This is a genomic window from uncultured Pontibacter sp., from assembly GCF_947502515.1.
Lineage (GTDB): Bacteria > Bacteroidota > Bacteroidia > Cytophagales > Hymenobacteraceae > Pontibacter.
In genome coordinates this window covers 440,631-460,790 of the sequence record NZ_CANNAI010000004.1, presented here as the reverse complement: position 1 = coordinate 460,790, position 20,160 = coordinate 440,631, and the positions used below count along the sequence as shown (strand labels likewise).

Here is a 20,160-nt window from a genome sequence, read left to right as displayed (position 1 = left end):
ATGTTATTTTATCAGCAGTCGCCCGGCTGAGGCCCCCAGGCTGGCTAAAACACCCAATACAATGCATTGGGCTATGGCTATTTCAAAACTTACACCTTCAAACCGGCCGAAAAACCACAGCAGGAATGCTGAAGCGGCAAGTGCTGTCAGGTAGCTCAGGCAGGTGTCTATTGTGATGGCGAAGAATAAGTCACCATTCTGGTGCCTGCCCGTACCATGGAAATCGCTGAAGTAGACCACCACCACACTGAGAGCAAGCGACAGTAAGGCCATGAGCAATATGTGAAACGGCGCCGCCCCTACCGCCAGCAGCACCACTTCTTCGGTAGGTGCCACGTTGCCACCCACAATCACACTGCCACAAAGCGCCAGTACTACCAGGCTGACCTTACTCCGCAGTCCGGTGCGCCAGCCTGCCTCCTTTGCTTCTGTTTGTACTTCATCTTCTTCCTCCGGTTCATCTTCCGGACTGCCCAGCTGTGCGGTCCCGATGGATACGCCAATAGAGACAGCCATAGCCTCGATGATAATTTTACCCATGATCTCGTCAGCGGACATCTCCCCAAATTGTATGCGGTTAAGTACATACAGTACCGCAAATGACAGGATAATGCCCAGTCCCATTTCCTCCACCGAGTCGATGAAGACGCTGCGCCACGATGCCCCGGGACGCATACCTGCATAGCGATTGTAGCCAAGCAGCAACAGGTAGGTGACTACAACCATGATCAGCAGTTGGAAGGGCGTGGCGATAAAGCCGGCCCACCATACCTCCATGGTAAAGAGCAGCGGAAAACTGAACAGAAGTCCTCCAGCTATGCCGCGGGCGTACTCCTGCAGCGATTTCCGGACAGGTCTCTTTTTCATATCTCTTGCCATACCTGTTACAGCCAGTTAACGGGGTAGCCGTACTACCAGGCCTGTGGTGATAAAACTGTGTGGAGCTTCTTTGTTCAGCCGCCGCCCTGCCGCCACATCGAACTGCAGATTGGGCAGCAGCAGGTAGAGCAGCCCAACGTCCGCCTGGTGCTCGGCAGTCTCCCCTTTCTCTTTGCTACCGAATGCTTCCAGGTAGAGTGTGAGCTTATCGCTCACTTCCCGGGTGATGTTGGCCCCGTACGATCGCACGGGATCACCCTCAGCCCAGCCATAGCCCAGGTTATAAGTCAGGTCCATTTTCTCAGAGATTTCATGACTAAAAGCCAGCCCGAACTGAGGTTCCGGATTATCGGGTTTGAATACTTCGCTCGCAAGGGGCAGCGTCAGCATGGCTGATACAGCAGCCTCCGGACGCCAGCCGCTTTCTTCCCATAGCCGTACCTTCGTGCCGACGCTCAGCGGCCCCCAGCCCCTGATATGGCGCTTTGATCCATTTTCAATTACAGAATCTTTCGCGGCTCCTTGCAGGCGCAACTCCACTCCCTCCAGCAAGCCGATACGCAGCAGTGCCGTGGGGTAGGCGTGTGTTCTAATGGCTGCATTGAGCCTCTGGTAGTGATAACCAGCTTCCAACTGAACATAGCCTCGCGACACAATGCCCGGCCCCTGTGACTTATCCGGTCTGTCTGTCGTAAGCTCCTCCCGTTCTTCCTGCGCCTGCGCCGGTAGTACAAGAGCGCTCAACACAAAACTCAGCAGTCCCAGCACCAGCGTCTTGTTTGATTTCATAGCTTTGAATAGTCCTTGCGTTTGTTGCGCTTTATACGCTGCATGACTACATAAGTAGGGATAGCCTATACAAATACCGATTTGCACGTAGTAGCATCGCATATTAACGCAAGGCGCTGACATAAGCGTCAATCTGCTACCTACATGTAGTCAAGCTCACAAAAACAGCTTGACAACTGGTATTTTCTGCCGGATGAATTAAAAAGGAATCGGGGAGCTGTAAGAGGGGGAGAAAAAAGGGAGCCGGTTCCAACCGCCTGCATTAAAATAACAGATACCGGCTCCCCTTATAAACATGTGCAAACCGCCAAACGCACCCCAGATAGCGTTAAGCACATGATCATTTAAAAACAACGTTTGTATCGGCAGCAGACTCACCAGGAGTCAGAACGTAAGGTTCAACCAACCTAAAACCAAAGTTCAAACTACCTTCCGTGTTTTGTCTATTATACGGCAAGCTTTTGGGGAGGTAAGCCATGTAGGCTCTAATCGGTTGTTTTTGAGCTAATTTCAGTATTACTAGCTTGAAGGCTACGTGTTTTTACGCATATAAAAAAAGCCAGACACTTACCGTATCTGGCTTTTGAATTTTTGTTGATCCCTATACCTTACCAACCGCTGGCCAGCACATCAGCAATGTGCATGGTTTTGATCGGCTTCCTGTTTTTCTGGATGTAGCCGTTCAGGTGCATCAGGCAACTGCTGTCAGTGGATATGATGTAGTCGGCACCGGTGGCCAGGGCATTCTCCACTTTTTGCTCGGCCATGGCTACTGATATGGCTTCGAACTTCACGGCAAATGTACCACCAAAGCCACAGCAGGTTTCAGTGTCTTCCATTTCGATCATTTCGAGGCCATGCACCCCTTGGAGCAGCGCACGGGGTCCTTCCTTGATATGGCATTCGCGCAGGGCGCTGCAGGAGTCGTGATAAGTTGCCTTGCCGTCGAGGCGGGCACCTGGCACCTGCGATACCTTGAGCACATCGGTCAGAAACTCGGTCAACTCAAACACCTTCTTCTGCATGGCACGGTACTTCACCAGTTTCGATGATTTCACAAAAATGTCCTGGTAGGCATTGCGTACCATACCCACGCAGCTCGCTGAAGGTGCCACGATGTAGTGAGACGTTTCATTTGAAAAATCGTCAAGAAACTTATTGGCTACTTCACGGGCTTCATCAAAAAAACCAGCGTTGAAAGCAGGCTGTCCGCAGCAGGTCTGATTCGGGTTATAGTTCACTTCGCAGCCAAGCCCCTCGAGCACCTTGACCATACTCAGGCCTGTCTCTGGGTGCAACTGATCCACGAAGCAGGGAATGAAAATATCTACAATGGTTCTTCTTGCCATAATCAGGAGAAAACAGAGCCTGAGGCTGCCAGCGCGGCAGCGAAAGCCTCTTTGTCGAGCTTCAAATTTAAATTATTATTTTCGAAGTAGCCGACCAAATTTTCAGTCGCCATGTTGCCGACCAGTTCGTCTTTGGCCATCGGGCACCCCCCATACCCGCGCATGGCCCCGTCGAAGCGGCGACAGCCGGCCTGATAGGCAGCCTCCACCTTCTCTTGCCAGGTAGTGGGGGTTGTGTGCAGGTGCGCCCCAAACTCGATGTGCCGGAATGCCGGTACCAGTTCGCTGAACAGGTATGTAATGTTTTCCGGATTGGAAACGCCAATGGTATCCGAAAGAGAAATGATTTTCACCCCCAGCTTATCCAGCTCCTCCACAAACCGGATCACAGTAGCCGCATCCCAAGGATCGTTGTAAGGATTGCCAAAGCCCATGGAAATATACGTGACAAGCGTTTTGTCCTTGCGCTGGCAGATGTCCTGGATCTGGGCCAGTTGGGTCATGGCCTCGGCTATGCTCTTATTAGTGTTGCGCTGCTGAAACGTCTCAGATACGGAGAGCGGAAAGCCCAGGTAATCGATGGCCTCGTGGGAAGCTGCCTCCTCTGCGCCACGCACATTGGCAATGATGGCCAGCAGTTTGGAACGGCTATCGCGCAGGTTCAATCCTGCCAGCACCTCGGCTGTGTCCGCCATCTGGGGGATTGCCTTGGGCGACACAAAGCTACCAAAGTCTATTGTGTCGAAGCCCACCTGCAGGAGCTGATTGATGTAGTCGATCTTCGTCTGCGTAGGTATAAAATCATGAAGGCCCTGCATGGCATCGCGGGGACACTCTATTATTTTGATGGTATCGTCTTTCATAGGGAATAGATTCAGGTCGTTTTGCCAAAGATACAATAAGCCTATGTTTGAATTGGGATTTAAGGAGAGAATTTGTGCCTGCCGGATACAGCTGGTTCAGACCAGACTGGCCAGGTAAACTAACCTGGTACTTGCCTAGGTAAGGCAGGTCTTCAATTGTGACATCTCTATCTGCCTGATTGATAATGAGGTGATAATATTTTTTTATATGATCTTATCCTCCTATATTATGCTTGCGAAATACACATAATATCTAAAAAAGCTCCATGACCAGCATTAAGAAAAGTACAGTACTCATAACTGGGGGTGCTTCCGGCATAGGCAAGCTGATGGGCATGAAATGCCTGCAGCGCGGCGCCAGTCGGGTGCTGGTGTGGGACATCAACCCTACCGCCTTGCAGCAGACTCACCAGGAGTTTAGCGATGCCGGTTATGAAGTACATACCTGGCAAGTGAACGTGGGAGATGCGACGCAGGTACAGCAGGCAGCCGAAGAAGTGCAGAGCCGCTTTGGAGCACCGGATATACTTGTTAATAATGCAGGCATTGTGGTAGGCAAGCCATTTGTGGAACACACGATGGCCGAGATCGAGCGGACCATTCAGGTCAATGTGCTGGGCGCCATGCTCGTGACACAGGCGTTTTTGCCAGCCATGGTGGCGCGGGAGAAAGGACATATTGTGAACATAGCCTCGGCAGCGAGTCTGCTTCCCAACCCGCGCATGAGTGTGTATGCGGGCAGCAAATGGGCAGTGCTTGGCTGGTCTGAGAGTCTGCGGCTGGAACTGGAGCAAACCGGACCGAGCCTGCAGGTAACCACCGTCACGCCCAGCTACATCGACACCGGCATGTTTGCCGGCGTGAAAGCACCGCTGCTCACCCCTATCCTGCAGCCTGAGGAAATCACGGAGGCCATTCTGCAGGCCGTGGAGCGCAACATGATTCTGCTTCGCAAACCCTCTATCGTGCACCTGCTCCCCTTGCTTCGCGGCATTCTTCCCACCCGCCTGTTTGACACGGTGGCAGGCCGCTGGTTTGGGGTCTATACCTCTATGAATAGCTTTACCGGCCGACCGGCTGCCGACCAAAAACCGGCCTATGCAACCAAAACCTAACTTTTTTCACCCGCTATGAACTCAACAAACACCTATGTAAACAGGGCCGGCTCCGTATCGGAAGCAGACCCGCAGGCCATAATGGACCTGCTCAAACAACAACGGGCCTATTTTGCAGGAGGCCATACCCTCGACGTCGGCTTTCGGAAAGAGCAACTCCGGCGCCTCCTGGAGGCAGTGCGCAGCCACGAGCAGGAGCTGATCGATGCCATGTATGCCGATTTCCGGAAACCAGCATTTGAAACCTACACCACAGAGATAGGCTTTGTAGAGAAAGAACTGCAGCTGGTGCTCAAAAAAATAGTACGCTGGGCGAAACCGCAGTCTGTAGGCGAAACCCTGCTTAATTTCCCGGCCCGCAGCTATGTCTACTCCCAACCTTATGGAGTTGCCCTGATCATCGGTCCCTGGAACTACCCTTTGCAACTGGTGCTCAACCCACTGATCGGTGCGCTGGCGGCAGGCAATTGTGCGATTATCAAGCCATCTGAACTCACTCCCGCTACCTCGACTGTGATAGCCCGGCTGATTTCCAAAACGTTTGATCCGAGGCTGGTCGCCGTAGTCCAGGGAGGTGTGCCCACTACCCAGCTCCTGTTGGCGCAGCGGTTCGACTACATATTTTTTACGGGCAGCACACAGGTGGGCCGTGTGGTCATGAAAGCTGCTGCCGAGCACCTGACTCCGGTTACGCTGGAGCTTGGTGGCAAAAGTCCTGTGATCGTAGCCGAAGACGCCGACCTGGGCCTGGCAGCACGCCGCATCGCCTGGGGTAAGTTCATGAACGCCGGCCAGACCTGCGTGGCCCCCGACTACCTGCTGGTGCATGAGCAGGTGAAAGACGAGCTGATCGAGCGCTTGCGCATTGCCATCCAGGAGTTTTATGGCGACTCGCCCCGCCAAAGCCCGGACTTTGCCCGCATTATCAACGACCGGCACTACCAACGCCTGCGCAGTTACCTGCAGGACGGCGTCGTGCGCATCGGCGGGCAGCACGATGCTGCTAGCCGTTTCATCGCTCCGACTGTGCTGGACCAGGTGAACTGGCAACACCCCGTCATGCAAGACGAAATATTCGGACCTATCCTGCCTGTGCTTACCTATACTCACCTGGATGAAGCGATCCGGCAGGTTAATTCAAAAGAGAAGCCCCTTGCATTGTACTTCTTTTCATCCAATGAAGTGCAGCAGCAACGTGTGCTGGAAGAAGTTCACTTTGGAGGCGGCTGTATCAACGATACTATTTCGCACCTCATTAACCCCAACCTTCCCTTTGGCGGTGTGGGGGAAAGTGGTGTCGGCAGTTACCATGGGCAGGCCAGCTTCGAGCTGTTCTCCAACCAGAAGAGTGTCGTGCACCGCGGTACCTGGATTGACCTTCCGCTACGCTACCCACCCTACGGCAACCGGCTTGCTTTTGTCAGGAAGCTTTTCAAATGGTTATAGGTCAAGGTATAGGTATAGCAGCTATGTAGCCGCACCCTATTGCTTCTCGTATGCAAATAAATGAGGGCATTGCCGTATAGGAGCTATACACCCACATATACCTGACATGACTATGGAAAACCTGATAGAATACCTAGACGAATCACTTGTCCCGCTGGAGGAAAAAGTGAAAGAATACCTGCATGTGGAACGGGATATCCGGTTACTGGAAGTGGAATTGCTTTCGCTACAGAGCATGAAGCACGACTTCGACCCGGAGCAGAACATTGAACAGCAGCTGACCGAGCAGCAACCGCAAAACTCCCTGAATGACAAAGAGCAGAGACTGAAAGAATTGCTTGAGAAGTACAAGGACCTGCAACAGGAGGTGATCGCGATGCTGCCGGATCAGAATAAGTTTGTAGAGCTGAACCTGGGCTATGGGCCAAGTATGGTAGGGTATTTCACAGTGGATCCTGAAACCCGCACACCGCTCGAGGAGCCGGTACTGCGCGTGGTGCACTAATTTACTACCTTTGCAAATCAACCAAAGGTTTCAACATAATCCACTCGCATGGGCTTACTTTTCTTATACCTAACCATTGCGCTTATTTTTTCATTTTTGTGTTCGCTGCTCGAAGCGGCATTGCTGAGCATTACGCCCTCCCATGTAGGCATTACGGCACAGGAAAACCCTACGCTTGGGAAACACCTGCAGGAGTTCAAAGACAATATTGACCGCCCGCTGGCGGCCATCCTCACCGTCAACACTTTTGCACACACCATAGGAGCAGCCGGGGTAGGTGCACAGGCCCAGCTAATCTGGGGGGAGGAATACCTGTCTCTGATCTCAGCTGTCCTGACCATCATCATCCTGATCTTCTCTGAAATTATACCCAAAACACTCGGTGCTAACTATTGGAGACAACTCACGCCCTTTACGGTTACGAGTTTGCGCATCATGATTTACTCGCCGCTGTACCCGCTTATTGTGCTGTCGCAGTTTATTACCAAGCGACTGAAGCGCGACAAAGACAAGAGTGTGCTAAGCCGCGCAGATTTTACGGCTATGGCTGAGATCGGCATTAAAGAAGGTATTTTCAAAAGAGGTGAATCCCAGATTCTGCGCAACATCCTGCGCTTTAACCAAATTCTGGTGCGCCATGTTATGACACCCCGCACTGTGATTTACGGTGCGCAGGAGGAGATGCTCATCGTTGACTTTTTCAAGCAAGCCAAGACGCTACGCTTCTCCCGTATTCCGATCTACCAGAACAGCCTCGACGACATCAACGGCTATGTGCTCAAGGACGAGGTGCTCTCTAAACTAATTGACAACCAGGGCCACCTGCCTCTAAAAACGATACGCCGCGACATAGAGGTTGTGACCGAGTACATGCCTATACCTGAGCTGTTCAGCAGATTGCTCAAAGAGCAAAACCACATTGCCCTGGTAGTCGACGAATATGGCGGCACAGCCGGCATCGTGACCATGGAGGACATCATCGAGACGCTGCTGGGTATGGAGATCATGGACGAAATGGACAACGTGGAAGACATGCAGAAGTGGGCCCGCGAAAATTGGGAAAAACGTGCCAAAGGCATCGGGTTCAAAACGGAATAAGCCTCCCCTATACCTGACACACGATTATAAACAGCAAACCCCATCCTTTATTTGAGGGTGGGGTTTGCTGTTTATAATAACCTTCTATCGCTTAATGAAACTGCTCCTCTTCGGTTGAGCCAACCAGGGCCGCAGTGGAAGCGGTACCCGAGGTCACGGTGTTTTGGATGGCATCGAAATAGGCGGTACCTACGAAAGACTGGTGCTTTACGGCTTTGAAGCCTTCTTTTACTAAGCCGAACTCACGCTCCTGCAGCTCGGAATAACCCGCCATGCCACGTGCTTTGTAGGCTTTGGCCAATTCGAACATGCTGGTGTTGAGGGCATGGAAACCGGCCAGTGTGATGAACTGGAACTTGTAGCCCATCTCGGCAAGCTCTTCCCGGAACGTTTCCATTTCTTCCACGCTCAATTTGGCGGCCCAGTTAAAGGACGGAGAGCAGTTATAAGCCAACAGCTTGCCCGGATATTCCGCGTGTATAGCCTCTGCAAACTTACGTGCTTGCTCTAAGTCTGGTGTAGAGGTTTCCATCCAGATCAGGTCGGCATACGGTGCATAGGCCAGGCCACGGGCTATACCTTGTTCGATACCGCAATTCACACGGTAGAAGCCTTCGCTGGTGCGCTCGCCGGGAATGATAAATTCATGGTCGCGCGGATCGATGTCGCTGGTGATCAGGTTGGCGGCGTCGGCATCGGTACGGGCAACTAGCAGCGTCGGCACGCCCATGACATCAGCAGCCAGTCGCGCTGCCACCAGTTTGTTGATGGCCTCCTGAGTTGGCACGAGCACCTTGCCGCCCAGGTGGCCGCATTTCTTGGCGCTCGATAACTGGTCCTCGAAATGCACACCAGCGGCCCCGGCCTCGATCATCATCTTCATCAGTTCAAAGGCATTCAGGTTGCCCCCAAAACCAGCCTCCGCATCCGCCACAATCGGTACCAGCCAGTCAATCTCCCCCTCGCCTGTTACACTTTGAATCTGGTCGGCGCGCAATAAGGCGTTATTGATCTTCTTGATCACGTTCGGCACGCTGTCCGCCGGGTATAAACTCTGATCCGGATACATCTGTCCGGCTAGGTTGGCATCAGCGGCGACCTGCCAACCACTCAGGTAGATGGCATTGAGGCCCGCCTGCACTTCCTGCACCGCCTGGTTGCCCGTCATGGCGCCCAGCCCGGCTACATAGGGCTCGGTGTGCAGTTTATGCCACAGTTTCTCAGCCCCATTGCGGGCCAGGGTATATTCGATTTTAACGGAGCCCTGCAGTTTTACAACTTCATCGGCAGTGTACGGTCTTTTTATACCTGCCCAACGTGGGTTCACAAGCCAGTCTTGCTGGATAGCGTGTATTCTTTCTGTCTTATTCATGATAGTATAATGAGTAATGAATGATGAGTAATGACTAATGAGTGGTAGGTAGGGAATGACTAAAGTGGAATCAATAATGGATGGAGAATAGTGACGAATGATCTGTGAGGAATAGATTGATGATTAAGGCAATTTTCATTATTCATTCATCATTCCTCACTATTCATTCGTCATTACCCATTATTAATCGATGTACTTGTATGCCGGAAGCGTCAGGAAGTCTACGAAGCAGGTCGAGAGAACAAGTTCAGAGAAGAGTTGGGAAGCACGCTCAAAGTGGCAGTTTTTGAACATAGCCAGGCCGACTTCCTCTTTGATGTGCTCGGTTTCTTCCTTGATCAATTGCAGCACACGTTCTTCTGTGATGGGCTCGCCTTCGGCGGTGTGGGTGCCGTCGTGGTGCAGCCACTGCCATACCTGTGCCCGTGAAATCTCAGCGGTAGCGGCGTCTTCCATCAGGTTGTGGATGGCGGCAGCGCCTGTGCCGCAGAGCCAGTTGCCGATGTAGAGAATGCCCACGTTGATGTTCAGTCGCAGGCCGGCCTCTGTGATCTTGCTCCCTTCCATCTTGAAGTTGAGCAGGTCATCGGCTTTTACCTTCACGTCTTCGCGCAGCACATCTTTCTGGTGTGGTTTCTCACCGATCACCTTGTCGAAAGCCTCTCGCGCCACCGGAATCAGATCCGGATGGGCTACCCATGTACCGTCAAACCCATTTCTAGCCTCGAAGTCCTTGTCGGCTTTCACTTTCTCGAAAGCGGTCTTGTTCACGGCCGGATCATGGCGATTCGGGATGAAAGCTGCCATACCGCCCATGGCATGCGCACCACGCTTGTGGCAGGTCTGCACGAGCAGATCGGTATAGGCCTTCATGAAAGGTACCTGCATGGTGATGGCCGTGCGATCCGGGAAAATCACCTCCGGCTGGTTACGGAATTTCTTGATGGCACTGAAAATGTAGTCCCAGCGACCGGCGTTCAGACCGACGATGTGCTCGCGCATTTCGTACAAGATCTCGTCCATTTCGAAAGCGGCCAGTATCGTCTCAATCAGCACCGTTGCTTTGATGGTGCCGACGGGTATATCAAGTGCCTCCTGCGCCGCTACGAACACATCGTTCCATAGGCGGGCTTCTAAATGGTTCTCCAGTTTTGGCATGTAGAAGTAAGGACCTGTGCCGCGAGCAATCAGCTCTTTGGCATTATGGAAGAAGAACAGTCCAAAATCAAACAAGGCGGCTGAAATAGCCTTATCGCCGACTACCAAGTGTTTCTCAGTCAGGTGCCAGCCTCTTGGGCGCACCTTTAGCAAAGCCACTGTATCTTTCAGCTGGTATACCTTGCCATTCTGGTAGGTGATGGTGCGGCGCACGGCATCGTAAAGGTTGAGCTGCCCCTGCACCACGTTTTCCCAAGTGGGCGAGTTCGCATCCTCAAAGTCAGCCATGAACACATCAGCTCCCGAGTTAAGCGCGTTGATCACCATTTTGCGGTCCACCGGACCTGTAATCTCGACGCGGCGCATTTGCAGGTCGGCAGGTATAGCCCCTACTTTCCAGTCCCCTTCCCGAACCGCTCTTGTCTCTTCCAGGAAATCAGGACGCTCGCCTGCATCAATCCGTTGCTGACGTGCTACTCTTTCTTTTAATAACTCCTCTCTTCGGCTGTCAAAGCGCTCGTGCAACATGACCAGAAAGTCCACGGCTTCAGGTGTCAAAATTTGCTCTATCCCTTTTACAGGTGATCCTTTTACTTGGGCTGTGCTTTCAACTAACATAATTATAAACTTGAGGTGATGGATTGTAATTTTATCATCTATACGCGAACAATTTACTTTTGGCGAATTTTCGCTAAATAATTTTTTTACGTTTTTAGGAAATAATCGCAAAAGCCCGTTTATTAGCATATAGACCAAGAAAATTATTTTGGATGAGGCTACAGGAAGATGTTATCCGGCTTATACTCGGACTGAAAATCAAACAGTTAAGGACAGAAAAGAACATCTCGCTGACCGATCTGGCCACGACGACAGGTATATCGGTGTCGTACCTCAATGAAATAGAGAAAGGTAAAAAGCATCCTAAACCGAGTAAGATCGCTGTAATAGCCGATGAACTAGGGGTGACCTACGACTATCTGGTGTCGCTGCAACTGAGCAAACGCCTGCAGCCAGTGGGTGAACTGTTGCAATCCAATATCCTATCTGAACTGCCACTGGAGCACTTTGGTCTGGACATCAGTCGTCTGCTGGACCTGTTTGCGACAGCACCTACCAAACTTAGTGCCTTCGTCAACACTTTGCTGGAGATTTCAAGGGCCTTCGACCTGCGGGTAGAGCAGTTCTACTTCTCCGCCCTCCGCTCCTACCAGGAATTGCATGATAATTACTTTGAAGACCTGGAACTGGAAGCAGAGCGCTTTATGGAAGCGCAAGGCATCAGCCCGGAGCAAACCCCAACTTTCGAGCAACTGGCAAGTATACTGGAATCTGTATTTAACATAAAAATTGAAACAGAGACAATACAAGACCAACCAGAGCTTGCCCCGCTGCGATCGGTCTTCGTATCAGGTATTGCACCTCGGTTGTCCCTTAACCCAAATCTGACAGAACAACAGCGTGCTTTCGCAGTGGCTCGCGAGATTGGCTTTCAGGTGTTGCAATTGCAACCACGTCCGTACACCGCCACCTGGGTGCGGGTAGGTTCTTTTGAGGAAGTTCTGAACAACTTCAAGGCTTCCTACTTTGCCGGCGCCCTCTTGCTCAACCGCGACCGTCTGGTGCAGGACATGGAGAACTTTTTCGCACAGACGGTTTGGCAGCCTCAGCTACTGCTACAGTTGATGGAGAACTACAGTACCTCCCCCGAAACGCTGCTGCACCGCCTGACCTCACTCCTGCCCCGTTTTTTCAACATTAAGCAGCTCTTCTTCCTGCGTTTTCACCACCATGCAGCCTCGGATCGTTTTTCGCTCACCAAGGAACTGCACCTCTCGGGGCTTCATAATCCCCATGCCTCTTTCCTGAACGAGCACTACTGTCGACGCTGGATCTCACTTACTTTATTTGAGGAGATGGAACAGCAAAAGCTCACCGGCCAGCTCGACCAGCCACTGGTAGGTATACAGCGCTCCTCCTATATCAATTCTACAAACGAATACCTGGTACTGGCACTCGCCCAGCCGACCGAAAGCCTGACTGGTACGATTAGTATCGGCATGTTGCTGAACGAGAACCTGCGCCGCAAAGTCCGCTTTTTGGACGACCCGGCCATTGTACACCTCTACGTAAACGAAACCTGCGAACGCTGCCCCGCTACCGACTGTCTGGAACGCGCCGCCCCGCCCGTGATACTCGAAAAGCAGCTGTGGCAGGAAAAGGTGATGGAGATGTTGGATAAGTTGAAGGGGTAGAGCTCGTTTGAATCTTTATATAGCCCCCCCTGCCCCAAGAATTTTCAGGATTATAAAGAGGGCCCCTACACCCACAGATTAATAGGATTCTCGCAGATACCGGGTTACCCATCTGGGCCCTCCCCTTTGTCGAGGGCCCAGGCCCACTACTGTTCAATACCATTGAAACGGGCTCTATAAGGCTTTAAGGCTAGATTCTGTCAATTAAAACTGTCCCCTTTTGAACAAACGAGAACGCGAGTTCGAAGATTGCGACTGTTGATAAACAGGGGTGTTCTATAGGCCGAAGACCATTCAGAGAAGAAACCAAATAGCAAAACAGCAGTCCTTTACACCCCTATGGTCCCCTCAAGGGGACAATCCTGTAATCAACCTGAATAGCCAGAAAAAAAATTATTTACAAGTTAGCCACTACCCCCATTGGGGACTATTGGGTAATTGCCAATCCTCAGGTATAATTCACGTAGCTAAAGTGGTTCTATTGCTATACCGGGTCCAACCACCCCGGCCCCTCCTTATCCAAGGAGGGGAGCTTCTGCCACTGCCAGTCCTTGAATATAAGCTTCGTATTTTCAGTTTAGAGACCACACATACCGCTGACATGCATTGAAAAACTAACTCGCACTGAAACTATGAAACAGACTCAAGTGCCAGGTGCGCCCAAATGACTACCCACTGTTCGAGCGTTCAGCGAGTTTGGGGAGTCTTGATTTTTTTGCTTACTGGGGGTAGGGGCCCTCGATTTTTTTATCAAGAAAAAAAGTAGGGCCCGCCCGGCCAGGGCAAACAGTGCCCGCCGCACAGGCGAAGCTATAATACAAAGCCAGTAAAGAACACTATAAACAATACTAATTGACTAATAACCCTTTATAAAAAAGACAACATCAACGAATAGGATAAAACCCTACTTAGTCATAATAACTTTCCCCCAAAACCACTATCTTCGGGTTTAGATCCTTCACCCTGCCCATGGCCCAGTTTTATTTCAGCCAAACTTCGGTTACTCAGGAGTTCAACGCTCCGCTTTCGCTCTTCGAACTGCACCAGCAGATCCGGGAGGAACTGGAGCTGGCGTTCCCGGAGAGTTACTGGGTGGTGGCAGAGGTTTCGCAGGTAACGCCGGACCGGCGCAAGGGGCACTGCTACCTCAACCTAGTCGATAAAGGCGATAACCCGCGCGGTGCCATACAAGCGCAAGCCAGGGCCACGATCTGGAGCAGCCGTTTTCAAATGCTGGGACGCTATTTCGAAGAGAAGACAGGGCAGCCGCTCAAGGCCGGACTCAAAATACTCTTCCAGGCGCAGGTGCGCTTCCATGAACTCTACGGCCTGAGCCTCGACATTATCAACATCGACGCCAACTATACCATCGGCGATCTGGCACGGCAGCGGCAGGAAACCCTGAAGCGCCTGGAGGCCGAGGGACTGCTGACGGCAAACAAGGAGCTGGAAATGCCACTGGTACCGCAGCAACTGGCCATTGTATCGTCGGCGACGGCGGCGGGCTATCAGGATTTTATACATCAGCTCGAAAACAACAGCTACGGCTATACCTTCGACACACGGCTTTTCCCGGCGACGGTGCAGGGGAACGAGGCACCGGCCTCCATCACCAAAGCCATGGACCTGATTGCCAGGTATAGCCATCTGTTCGACGCCATTGTGATCATCCGCGGCGGGGGTTCACAAACGGATCTGGGTTGTTTTGATGACTATAAAGTTGCCGCTGCTATTGGCAACGCTCCCCTACCTGTGATAACAGGTATAGGCCATGAGCGCGACGAAAGCATTGCCGACCTCGTGGCCCATACCCGCCAGAAAACTCCGACGGCTGTTGCCAATTACCTGATAGACAAAGCACGTTCTTTCGAAACGGAAATGGAGGGGCTGTTTGACAGCATTTATATGTTCGCCAGCCAGCAAATACGTCTCACTGCTGACAAATTGGAACGGCAGAGCCTGAAAATATCGAACCTGACCAATGGCTATCTGCAGGAAAACAGGGAACAGCTGGAACATTTCTCTAAAAGTCTGCTACTCAAACCAAAGAGCTTTCTCGAAAACCAGAAGCACCAGTTGCTGAACTCTGAGAGGTTGCTGCAGGCTTATACGAAAGACCTGCTGCACCTGCGCGGCAAGGAACTAAGCGAGCTCACCGTTTGTGTGGAAGGCATAGGGCAACGCTGGTTGCACATGAAGGAGCAGGACCTGAATAAGCTCGTGCATTGCATTGAAACTGAAGCCAAAGACAAACAGAAGCGAAGTCAGCTCAGCTTTGTGAAGTGTAGTGACCGCCTGCTGTATAGCGCCCAGAAAAAACTCAGCTCCGACAGCCACCGGCTAGATATGCTGGAGATGCGCATTCAGGCGAACGATCCGGAGAAACTTTTGCTGCGTGGCTATACCTTGACCTTGATCAATGGCAAGATCATCAAGCACATCGGGCAGGTGAAAGAGGGAGATGTGATCGAGACGCGCCTGCAGGACGGCAAGGTGCATAGTTTAGTTGTAAACAAAGACGAAAATGAATAACAAAGACATAAACAAAATGACTTACCGCGAGGCTACCCAGGAACTGGAGGAGATCTTGCGTGCCATCGAAAGTGACTCAGTGGATGTGGATGAACTCACCCAGAAGGTGCAGCGCTCTTCCCTGCTGATCAAATTCTGCAAAGACAAGCTGCGCAACGCCGAGAACGCCATCAACCAGGTGTTCAATGAGGAGAACTGTGAAGAACCGGCTTCGAAGTCTGAGAAAGGCAGTGCAGGCAGTGGTACTTTGTTTCAGTAGGTATAGCCAACCAGCCCATGAAGAAATTTGCCCTCGTGCTGATCATCCTGCTGATAGGTTTGATCATTTACAACTTGACGAACATTGACTTTACGGATTCGCTGACCTCTGTACTTAACCAGCATGTATACATGCGACTGGTGGCCAACGTACTGGTACTGATTTCACTGGTATTCAGCTACCGCAGGTATAGCAGGAAGACTGACAACCAGTCACAGGAATAAGCTATACCTTTAGCAGATACAAAAAGCCCCGAGCTGCTCTAAAACAGCCGGGGCTTACTTGTTTCACTATAATCTATTTACAACAATTCTTTCGGAAGCTTTTTCTGCTTCAGCCCAATTAGCCGTGATAGGAGCTTGCGAGCTTCTTCGCAGCTATCAAGGTGGTACTTTGCTACGGAGTGTGTATTGCCAATCTTGACGGTATAGGCCTCTCGCGGCATGGCTTTGAAGATATCTTCATCACCCCAGTCATCGCCAATGGCCAGCACGAAGTCGTGCGGGTACATGTTGAGCCAGTAGCTGGTTGCTTTACCTTTGCTCACCTCCTGCGCCTTGATCTCCACAGCCATTTGTCCGTCGAGCACCTGCAGATTGCTGTTAGTGGCGAGGAAATTAAGGTGGCTCACCAACTCACGAGCACGTAACTCACCCAAACCTGTCTCTACGCGGCGGTAATGCCAAACCAGCGAGTACTCTTTCTCTTCGATAAACGAGCCCGGGGTACGGTCCACGTACAGGTCCAGGATCAGGCGAATATCGCTCTTCCAGTCGTCGATCAGGCTGGTCATGGTTTGCCAGCCGGTGCCGCGTTGTTTTATCCAAACCCCGTGCTCTGCTATAAGGTCGATGTTCAGGTGACCCAACCAGCGCTGCATGTTGTCCTTTTCACGACTACTTATCACTACTACCCTGTTTTTAGAGTTGCTGCTCAGCACCTGCAAAAGTTCCAGCAGATCTTCGTCTGGGGCGGCCATCAGCGGGCGGTTGTGGTAGTCGACCAGGGCGCCGTCGTACTCGAGGAAGAACAGGCGGGAACTTGCCTCTTCGTAGGAATTGCTGAGCTCCTGGTAGGTCGCCTCGTCGAGGTAGGTAGTAGCCATAGACAGCTGCTTGATCTTCACGTAAGAGAGACGGTCCATGAACATGCTCACCCAGTGGTGGATGTTATACCTGCGCAGCGACTCCTGCATGTGTCGCATATGCTGCTGCTGCACTTCTTCCGGCATGGTCAGGGCCGTATGCAGCGTTTCCACCATCTGGTTGATATCGTTCGGGTTAATGAGCAAGGCCTCTGAAAGCTCCTTCGAAGCACCCGCCATCTCGCTCAGGATCAGCACGCCTTTCTGGTCGAGCTTGCTGGCCACATACTCCTTGCATACCAGGTTCATGCCATCGCGCATAGGGGTTACCAGCGCCACGTCGGCCATGCGGTAGAAGGCAGAAAGCGTCTCCAGTGGGTAAGAGCGGTAGAAATACTGGATCGGATTCCAGTTCATGTGGCTGTAATTGCCATTGATGCGGCCTACCAGTTCATCCACCTCCTCTTTCAGTTCCTTATACTTCTCCACGGCATCGCGCGACGGAACCACCAGCATTACCAGTGTTACCTTCTCGTGAAACTCCGGGTAGCGCTCCAAAAACAGCTCAAACGCTAATAGGCGCTGCGGTATACCTTTGGAGTAGTCCAGGCGGTCGATAGAAAGTATTATCTTTTTGGAATGCAGGTTGTTGCGGTAGATCTTTTCCCGCTTCTTAACCTCCTCACTTTCAGCCGTATGCTCATACTTTTCATAGTCTATCCCCATCGGGAAAGAGTCTACTAGCAGGGATCGGTTGCCGGTGTTGATCCAACCATGCGTACTGCCGTAGCCTACCAGTCGGTTGACGGAGCTCAGGAAGTGGCGCATGTCGTCGTAGGTATGGAAGCCGATCAGGTCGGAGCCCAGCATACCTTCCAGCAACTCTTTGCGCCAGGGCAGGAGGCGGAAAACTTCGTAAGATGGGAAAGGAATATGCTGAAAGAAGCCAATGGTGCTATCCGGCAGTTTTTCGCGCAGCATAGAAGGCAGCAACAGCAACTGGTAGTCATGTACCCAGATCGTATCGTCTGGCTCGGCCACCTTCACCAGCTCGTCGCAGTATTTCTGGTTTACCTCTACATAGGTTTCCCAAAGCTGCTGTTCATATATTGCATACTGACTGAAGTAGTGGAAAGTAGGCCACAGCGTTTCGTTGCTGAAGCCCTCGTAAAACTCTTTTATCTCTTTATCGGAAAGAAAGACGGGGTGCATGTTCTGCCCGTTCAGGTTGTCGATGATTTGCTGCTGTTGCGTCTCATCTTCTACTACCATGCCAGGCCAGCCAATCCAAAGGTTGTTCTTCTTTTTGTAGATAGAGCCTAACCCCGTTGCGAGGCCTCCCTCACTCGGTTTAAAATCAAGCCGACCTTCGCTTTCCTGTAGCTTTACAGGGAGTCGGTTTGATACAATAATCAATTTTGCCATGTGATTATACCTTATGTCAGGCTTCTGCAGCTGCTAGCCCAGGGTGTGGTCCAACAGCATTCAGTGTCCGGATTCAAAAAAATTCTCCGCCTATTTGTGGTACAGGCAGTCTTTATATCATACGGATATAGTTGCATGCACGTTTTAACTATATAGTCATTTTTCTATTAAATAAAAATCCCCTCCTGACACAGAAGCATTTACCTGGCAGGAGATACCCATCTTGCTGAATAAGCGTATGTGAGAGGCGTTCACAGGACGTTAAACCTGACTGTTTTTAGCTTATGCAACGATTATCTCAATTTTTAGCTGAACTGGATCATCTTGCACTCGGATTACTGATCATGGGTGTTGCCATATTGGTAGGACTGCTGGTGAAAGTGCTGCTCTTCTGGCTGCTAAATCTTTATAACCGCAAGACCAGCCCACAGCTGATGGCCTCGGTTACGCGCCACCTTGACCGACCTCTCACCTTTTTTATACCGCTGCTCTTTGCCGCTTTTGTGCTCAGTTCCACACCTTTTACGCCTGATCAGTACTATTTTTTCAGACGCCTGATCGAACTGCTGAACATTGCCGGATTTGGCTGGATTCTGCTGCATTTGGTGTTTGTGGTGCAAGATATGGTGCGGCTCAGGTATAACATCACCAAAGAAGACAATATACGGGAGCGGCGCCTGATCACACAGCTGCAGTTTATCAAAAAGCTGTCTATGGTGTTAATTAGTTTCATCACTATTTCGCTCATGTTGCTGTCCTTTGAGCCGGTTCGCAAGCTGGGCACCGGTATGCTGACGTCGGCAGGTATAGCGGGCATCATCGTAGGTTTTGCAGCCCAACGCTCCTTGTCCAACCTGCTGGCCGGTTTGCAGATTGCCTTCTCACAGCCCATTCGCATTGACGATGTGCTGGTGCTTGAGGGTGAGTTTGGCCGGGTAGAGGAAATTACGCTGACTTATGTGGTCCTGCGTATCTGGGACAACCGCCGCATGGTGCTGCCGCTCAACTACTTTATCGAGAAGCCCTTCCAGAATTGGACCCGCAGCAGTTCCGACATCCTGGCCACAGTACACCTATACCTGGACTACCGTGCCCCTATCGAGAAAATACGGGCTGAGCTGGCTCACATCCTCGAAAATACGCCGCTGTGGGACCGCCAGGTACAAAACCTGCAGGTAACCGATGCCAAAGAGCGTACCCTGGAGCTGCGGGTGATGGTGAGTGCCCCCAGTTCCGGCGCAGCTTGGGATTTAAGGTGCCATATCCGCGAAAAACTTATTACCTTTATACAGGAGCACCACCCGGAAGCTCTGCCTAAAATCCGGGCCTCCCTGAATCAGGAAACCATTTCTGACCGAACACAGTAACAGCTTACACATTTGCCAAAGGATAAACCAAAACATGGATTACTTCAAAGGAATTGACCCTGAACTCGTCAATTGGGTCATTATACCTGTACTTATATTTCTGGCCCGTATTATGGACGTTACGCTGGGCACCCTGCGCATCGTTTTCATCTCGAAAGGCGACAAAGTGATTGCCCCTTTGCTGGGGTTCGTTGAAGTGCTCATCTGGCTGGTAGCCATTACACAGGTGATGCAAAACCTGAGCAATTTTGCCTCTTACTTCGCTTGGGCAGCGGGCTTTGCAACCGGTAACTTCCTGGGCCTTCGCATTGAGCAGAAACTGGCACTCGGTCAGGTAGTAGTGCGTGTCATCACCGTCGACTCAGGGGAGCAACTAATCTACCGCCTGGCCGGCCGTGGCTACCGCCTCACCGCCCTCGACGCCAAAGGCACCCGCGGCAAAGTGAACCTGCTTTTCATGATCGTCAAGCGCAAGAAGCTACAGGAGGTTATCCAGATCATCCGCGACTACAACCCCAACGCATTCTACTCGATTGAAGACGTGCGGTCTGTATCAGAAACAGAAATGCCGGAAGAGGAAGGCAAGCATAGACTCGGCATCTGGAGACTTTTCCCGTTGCGGAAGGGGAAATAAATAACTTGGGGAAGCTTAGCTATACCTGAGCAC

Annotated in this window: 17 protein-coding genes; 10 read left to right on the top strand and 7 right to left on the bottom strand. The window is 51.5% G+C overall.

Annotation, left to right across the window (positions count from 1 at the left end):
* Positions 1-3 precede the first annotated feature (3 nt).
* From Q1A54_RS13250 to Q1A54_RS13235, 4 genes are all read right to left on the bottom strand, one after another.
* Positions 4-867, bottom strand: coding sequence for a TIGR02587 family membrane protein (locus Q1A54_RS13250; RefSeq protein ID WP_299988934.1), 864 nt, complete (start codon positions 865-867; stop codon positions 4-6).
* A gap of 27 nt (positions 868-894) precedes the next feature.
* The gene (locus Q1A54_RS13245) at positions 895-1,668 is read right to left on the bottom strand and encodes a transporter (protein WP_299988931.1); all 774 of its coding nucleotides are present in this window, start codon (positions 1,666-1,668) and stop codon (positions 895-897) included.
* A gap of 608 nt (positions 1,669-2,276) precedes the next feature.
* On the bottom strand, positions 2,277-3,017 hold the full coding sequence (locus Q1A54_RS13240) for a (Fe-S)-binding protein (protein ID WP_076422439.1): 741 nt from the start codon (positions 3,015-3,017) through the stop codon (positions 2,277-2,279).
* Between the two features lie 2 nt (positions 3,018-3,019).
* Positions 3,020-3,880 carry a hydroxymethylglutaryl-CoA lyase gene (locus Q1A54_RS13235; RefSeq protein WP_299988926.1) on the bottom strand — a complete coding sequence of 287 codons (861 nt, stop codon included), beginning with the start codon at positions 3,878-3,880 and terminating at the stop codon, positions 3,020-3,022.
* 266 nt (positions 3,881-4,146) lie between these two features.
* Here Q1A54_RS13235 and Q1A54_RS13230 point away from each other — a divergent pair, with 266 nt between their 5' ends.
* The 4 genes from Q1A54_RS13230 to Q1A54_RS13215 all read left to right on the top strand — a co-directional run bounded on the left by Q1A54_RS13230 (position 4,147) and on the right by Q1A54_RS13215 (position 8,044).
* Positions 4,147-4,995, top strand: coding sequence for an SDR family oxidoreductase (locus Q1A54_RS13230; protein WP_299988923.1), 849 nt, complete (start codon positions 4,147-4,149; stop codon positions 4,993-4,995).
* A 15-nt stretch (positions 4,996-5,010) separates the two neighbouring features.
* Positions 5,011-6,441, top strand: coding sequence for an aldehyde dehydrogenase (locus Q1A54_RS13225; protein ID WP_299988921.1), 1,431 nt, complete (start codon positions 5,011-5,013; stop codon positions 6,439-6,441).
* Between the two features lie 112 nt (positions 6,442-6,553).
* Positions 6,554-6,946, top strand: a complete 393-nt coding sequence (locus Q1A54_RS13220; protein WP_299988919.1) for a hypothetical protein — start codon at positions 6,554-6,556, stop codon at positions 6,944-6,946.
* Between the two features lie 48 nt (positions 6,947-6,994).
* The gene (locus Q1A54_RS13215) at positions 6,995-8,044 is read left to right on the top strand and encodes a CNNM domain-containing protein (protein ID WP_299988916.1); all 1,050 of its coding nucleotides are present in this window, start codon (positions 6,995-6,997) and stop codon (positions 8,042-8,044) included.
* 91 nt (positions 8,045-8,135) lie between these two features.
* Here Q1A54_RS13215 and aceA read toward each other — a convergent pair whose 3' ends face one another.
* Both aceA and aceB read right to left on the bottom strand, forming a co-directional pair.
* Positions 8,136-9,416 (bottom strand): isocitrate lyase, encoded by a 1,281-nt coding sequence (gene aceA, locus Q1A54_RS13210; RefSeq protein WP_299988914.1) that lies wholly within the window; start codon positions 9,414-9,416, stop codon positions 8,136-8,138.
* A gap of 183 nt (positions 9,417-9,599) precedes the next feature.
* A complete protein-coding gene (gene aceB / locus Q1A54_RS13205) occupies positions 9,600-11,192 on the bottom strand; it encodes a malate synthase A (protein WP_299988911.1) in 1,593 nt (530 codons plus the stop codon).
* 152 nt (positions 11,193-11,344) lie between these two features.
* On the opposite strand from aceB, the gene Q1A54_RS13200 reads away from it, so the two are divergent.
* The 4 genes from Q1A54_RS13200 (at position 11,345) to Q1A54_RS13185 (ending at position 15,841) form a co-directional block, all read left to right on the top strand.
* Positions 11,345-12,826 (top strand): helix-turn-helix domain-containing protein, encoded by a 1,482-nt coding sequence (locus Q1A54_RS13200; protein ID WP_299988908.1) that lies wholly within the window; start codon positions 11,345-11,347, stop codon positions 12,824-12,826.
* Positions 12,827-13,795: 969 nt separating this feature from the next.
* The gene (gene xseA, locus Q1A54_RS13195; protein ID WP_299988905.1) at positions 13,796-15,358 is read left to right on the top strand and encodes an exodeoxyribonuclease VII large subunit; all 1,563 of its coding nucleotides are present in this window, start codon (positions 13,796-13,798) and stop codon (positions 15,356-15,358) included.
* Positions 15,351-15,617, top strand: a complete 267-nt coding sequence (xseB, locus tag Q1A54_RS13190) for an exodeoxyribonuclease VII small subunit (protein WP_007656098.1) — start codon at positions 15,351-15,353, stop codon at positions 15,615-15,617. Before xseA ends, xseB begins: the two co-directional genes overlap by 8 nt.
* Before the next feature lie 17 nt (positions 15,618-15,634).
* The gene (locus tag Q1A54_RS13185) at positions 15,635-15,841 is read left to right on the top strand and encodes a hypothetical protein (RefSeq protein WP_299988901.1); all 207 of its coding nucleotides are present in this window, start codon (positions 15,635-15,637) and stop codon (positions 15,839-15,841) included.
* Positions 15,842-15,918: 77 nt separating this feature from the next.
* On the opposite strand, the gene Q1A54_RS13180 is transcribed toward Q1A54_RS13185, so the two are convergent.
* Positions 15,919-18,126, bottom strand: coding sequence for a bifunctional alpha,alpha-trehalose-phosphate synthase (UDP-forming)/trehalose-phosphatase (locus Q1A54_RS13180; protein ID WP_299988898.1), 2,208 nt, complete (start codon positions 18,124-18,126; stop codon positions 15,919-15,921).
* Positions 18,127-18,410: 284 nt separating this feature from the next.
* Here Q1A54_RS13180 and Q1A54_RS13175 point away from each other — a divergent pair, with 284 nt between their 5' ends.
* Both Q1A54_RS13175 and Q1A54_RS13170 read left to right on the top strand, forming a co-directional pair.
* Positions 18,411-19,493: a mechanosensitive ion channel domain-containing protein gene (locus tag Q1A54_RS13175; RefSeq protein WP_299988895.1), complete on the top strand. Its 1,083-nt coding sequence runs from the start codon at positions 18,411-18,413 to the stop codon at positions 19,491-19,493.
* 34 nt (positions 19,494-19,527) lie between these two features.
* The gene (locus Q1A54_RS13170) at positions 19,528-20,127 is read left to right on the top strand and encodes a DUF2179 domain-containing protein (protein ID WP_299988892.1); all 600 of its coding nucleotides are present in this window, start codon (positions 19,528-19,530) and stop codon (positions 20,125-20,127) included.
* Positions 20,128-20,160 lie beyond the last annotated feature (33 nt).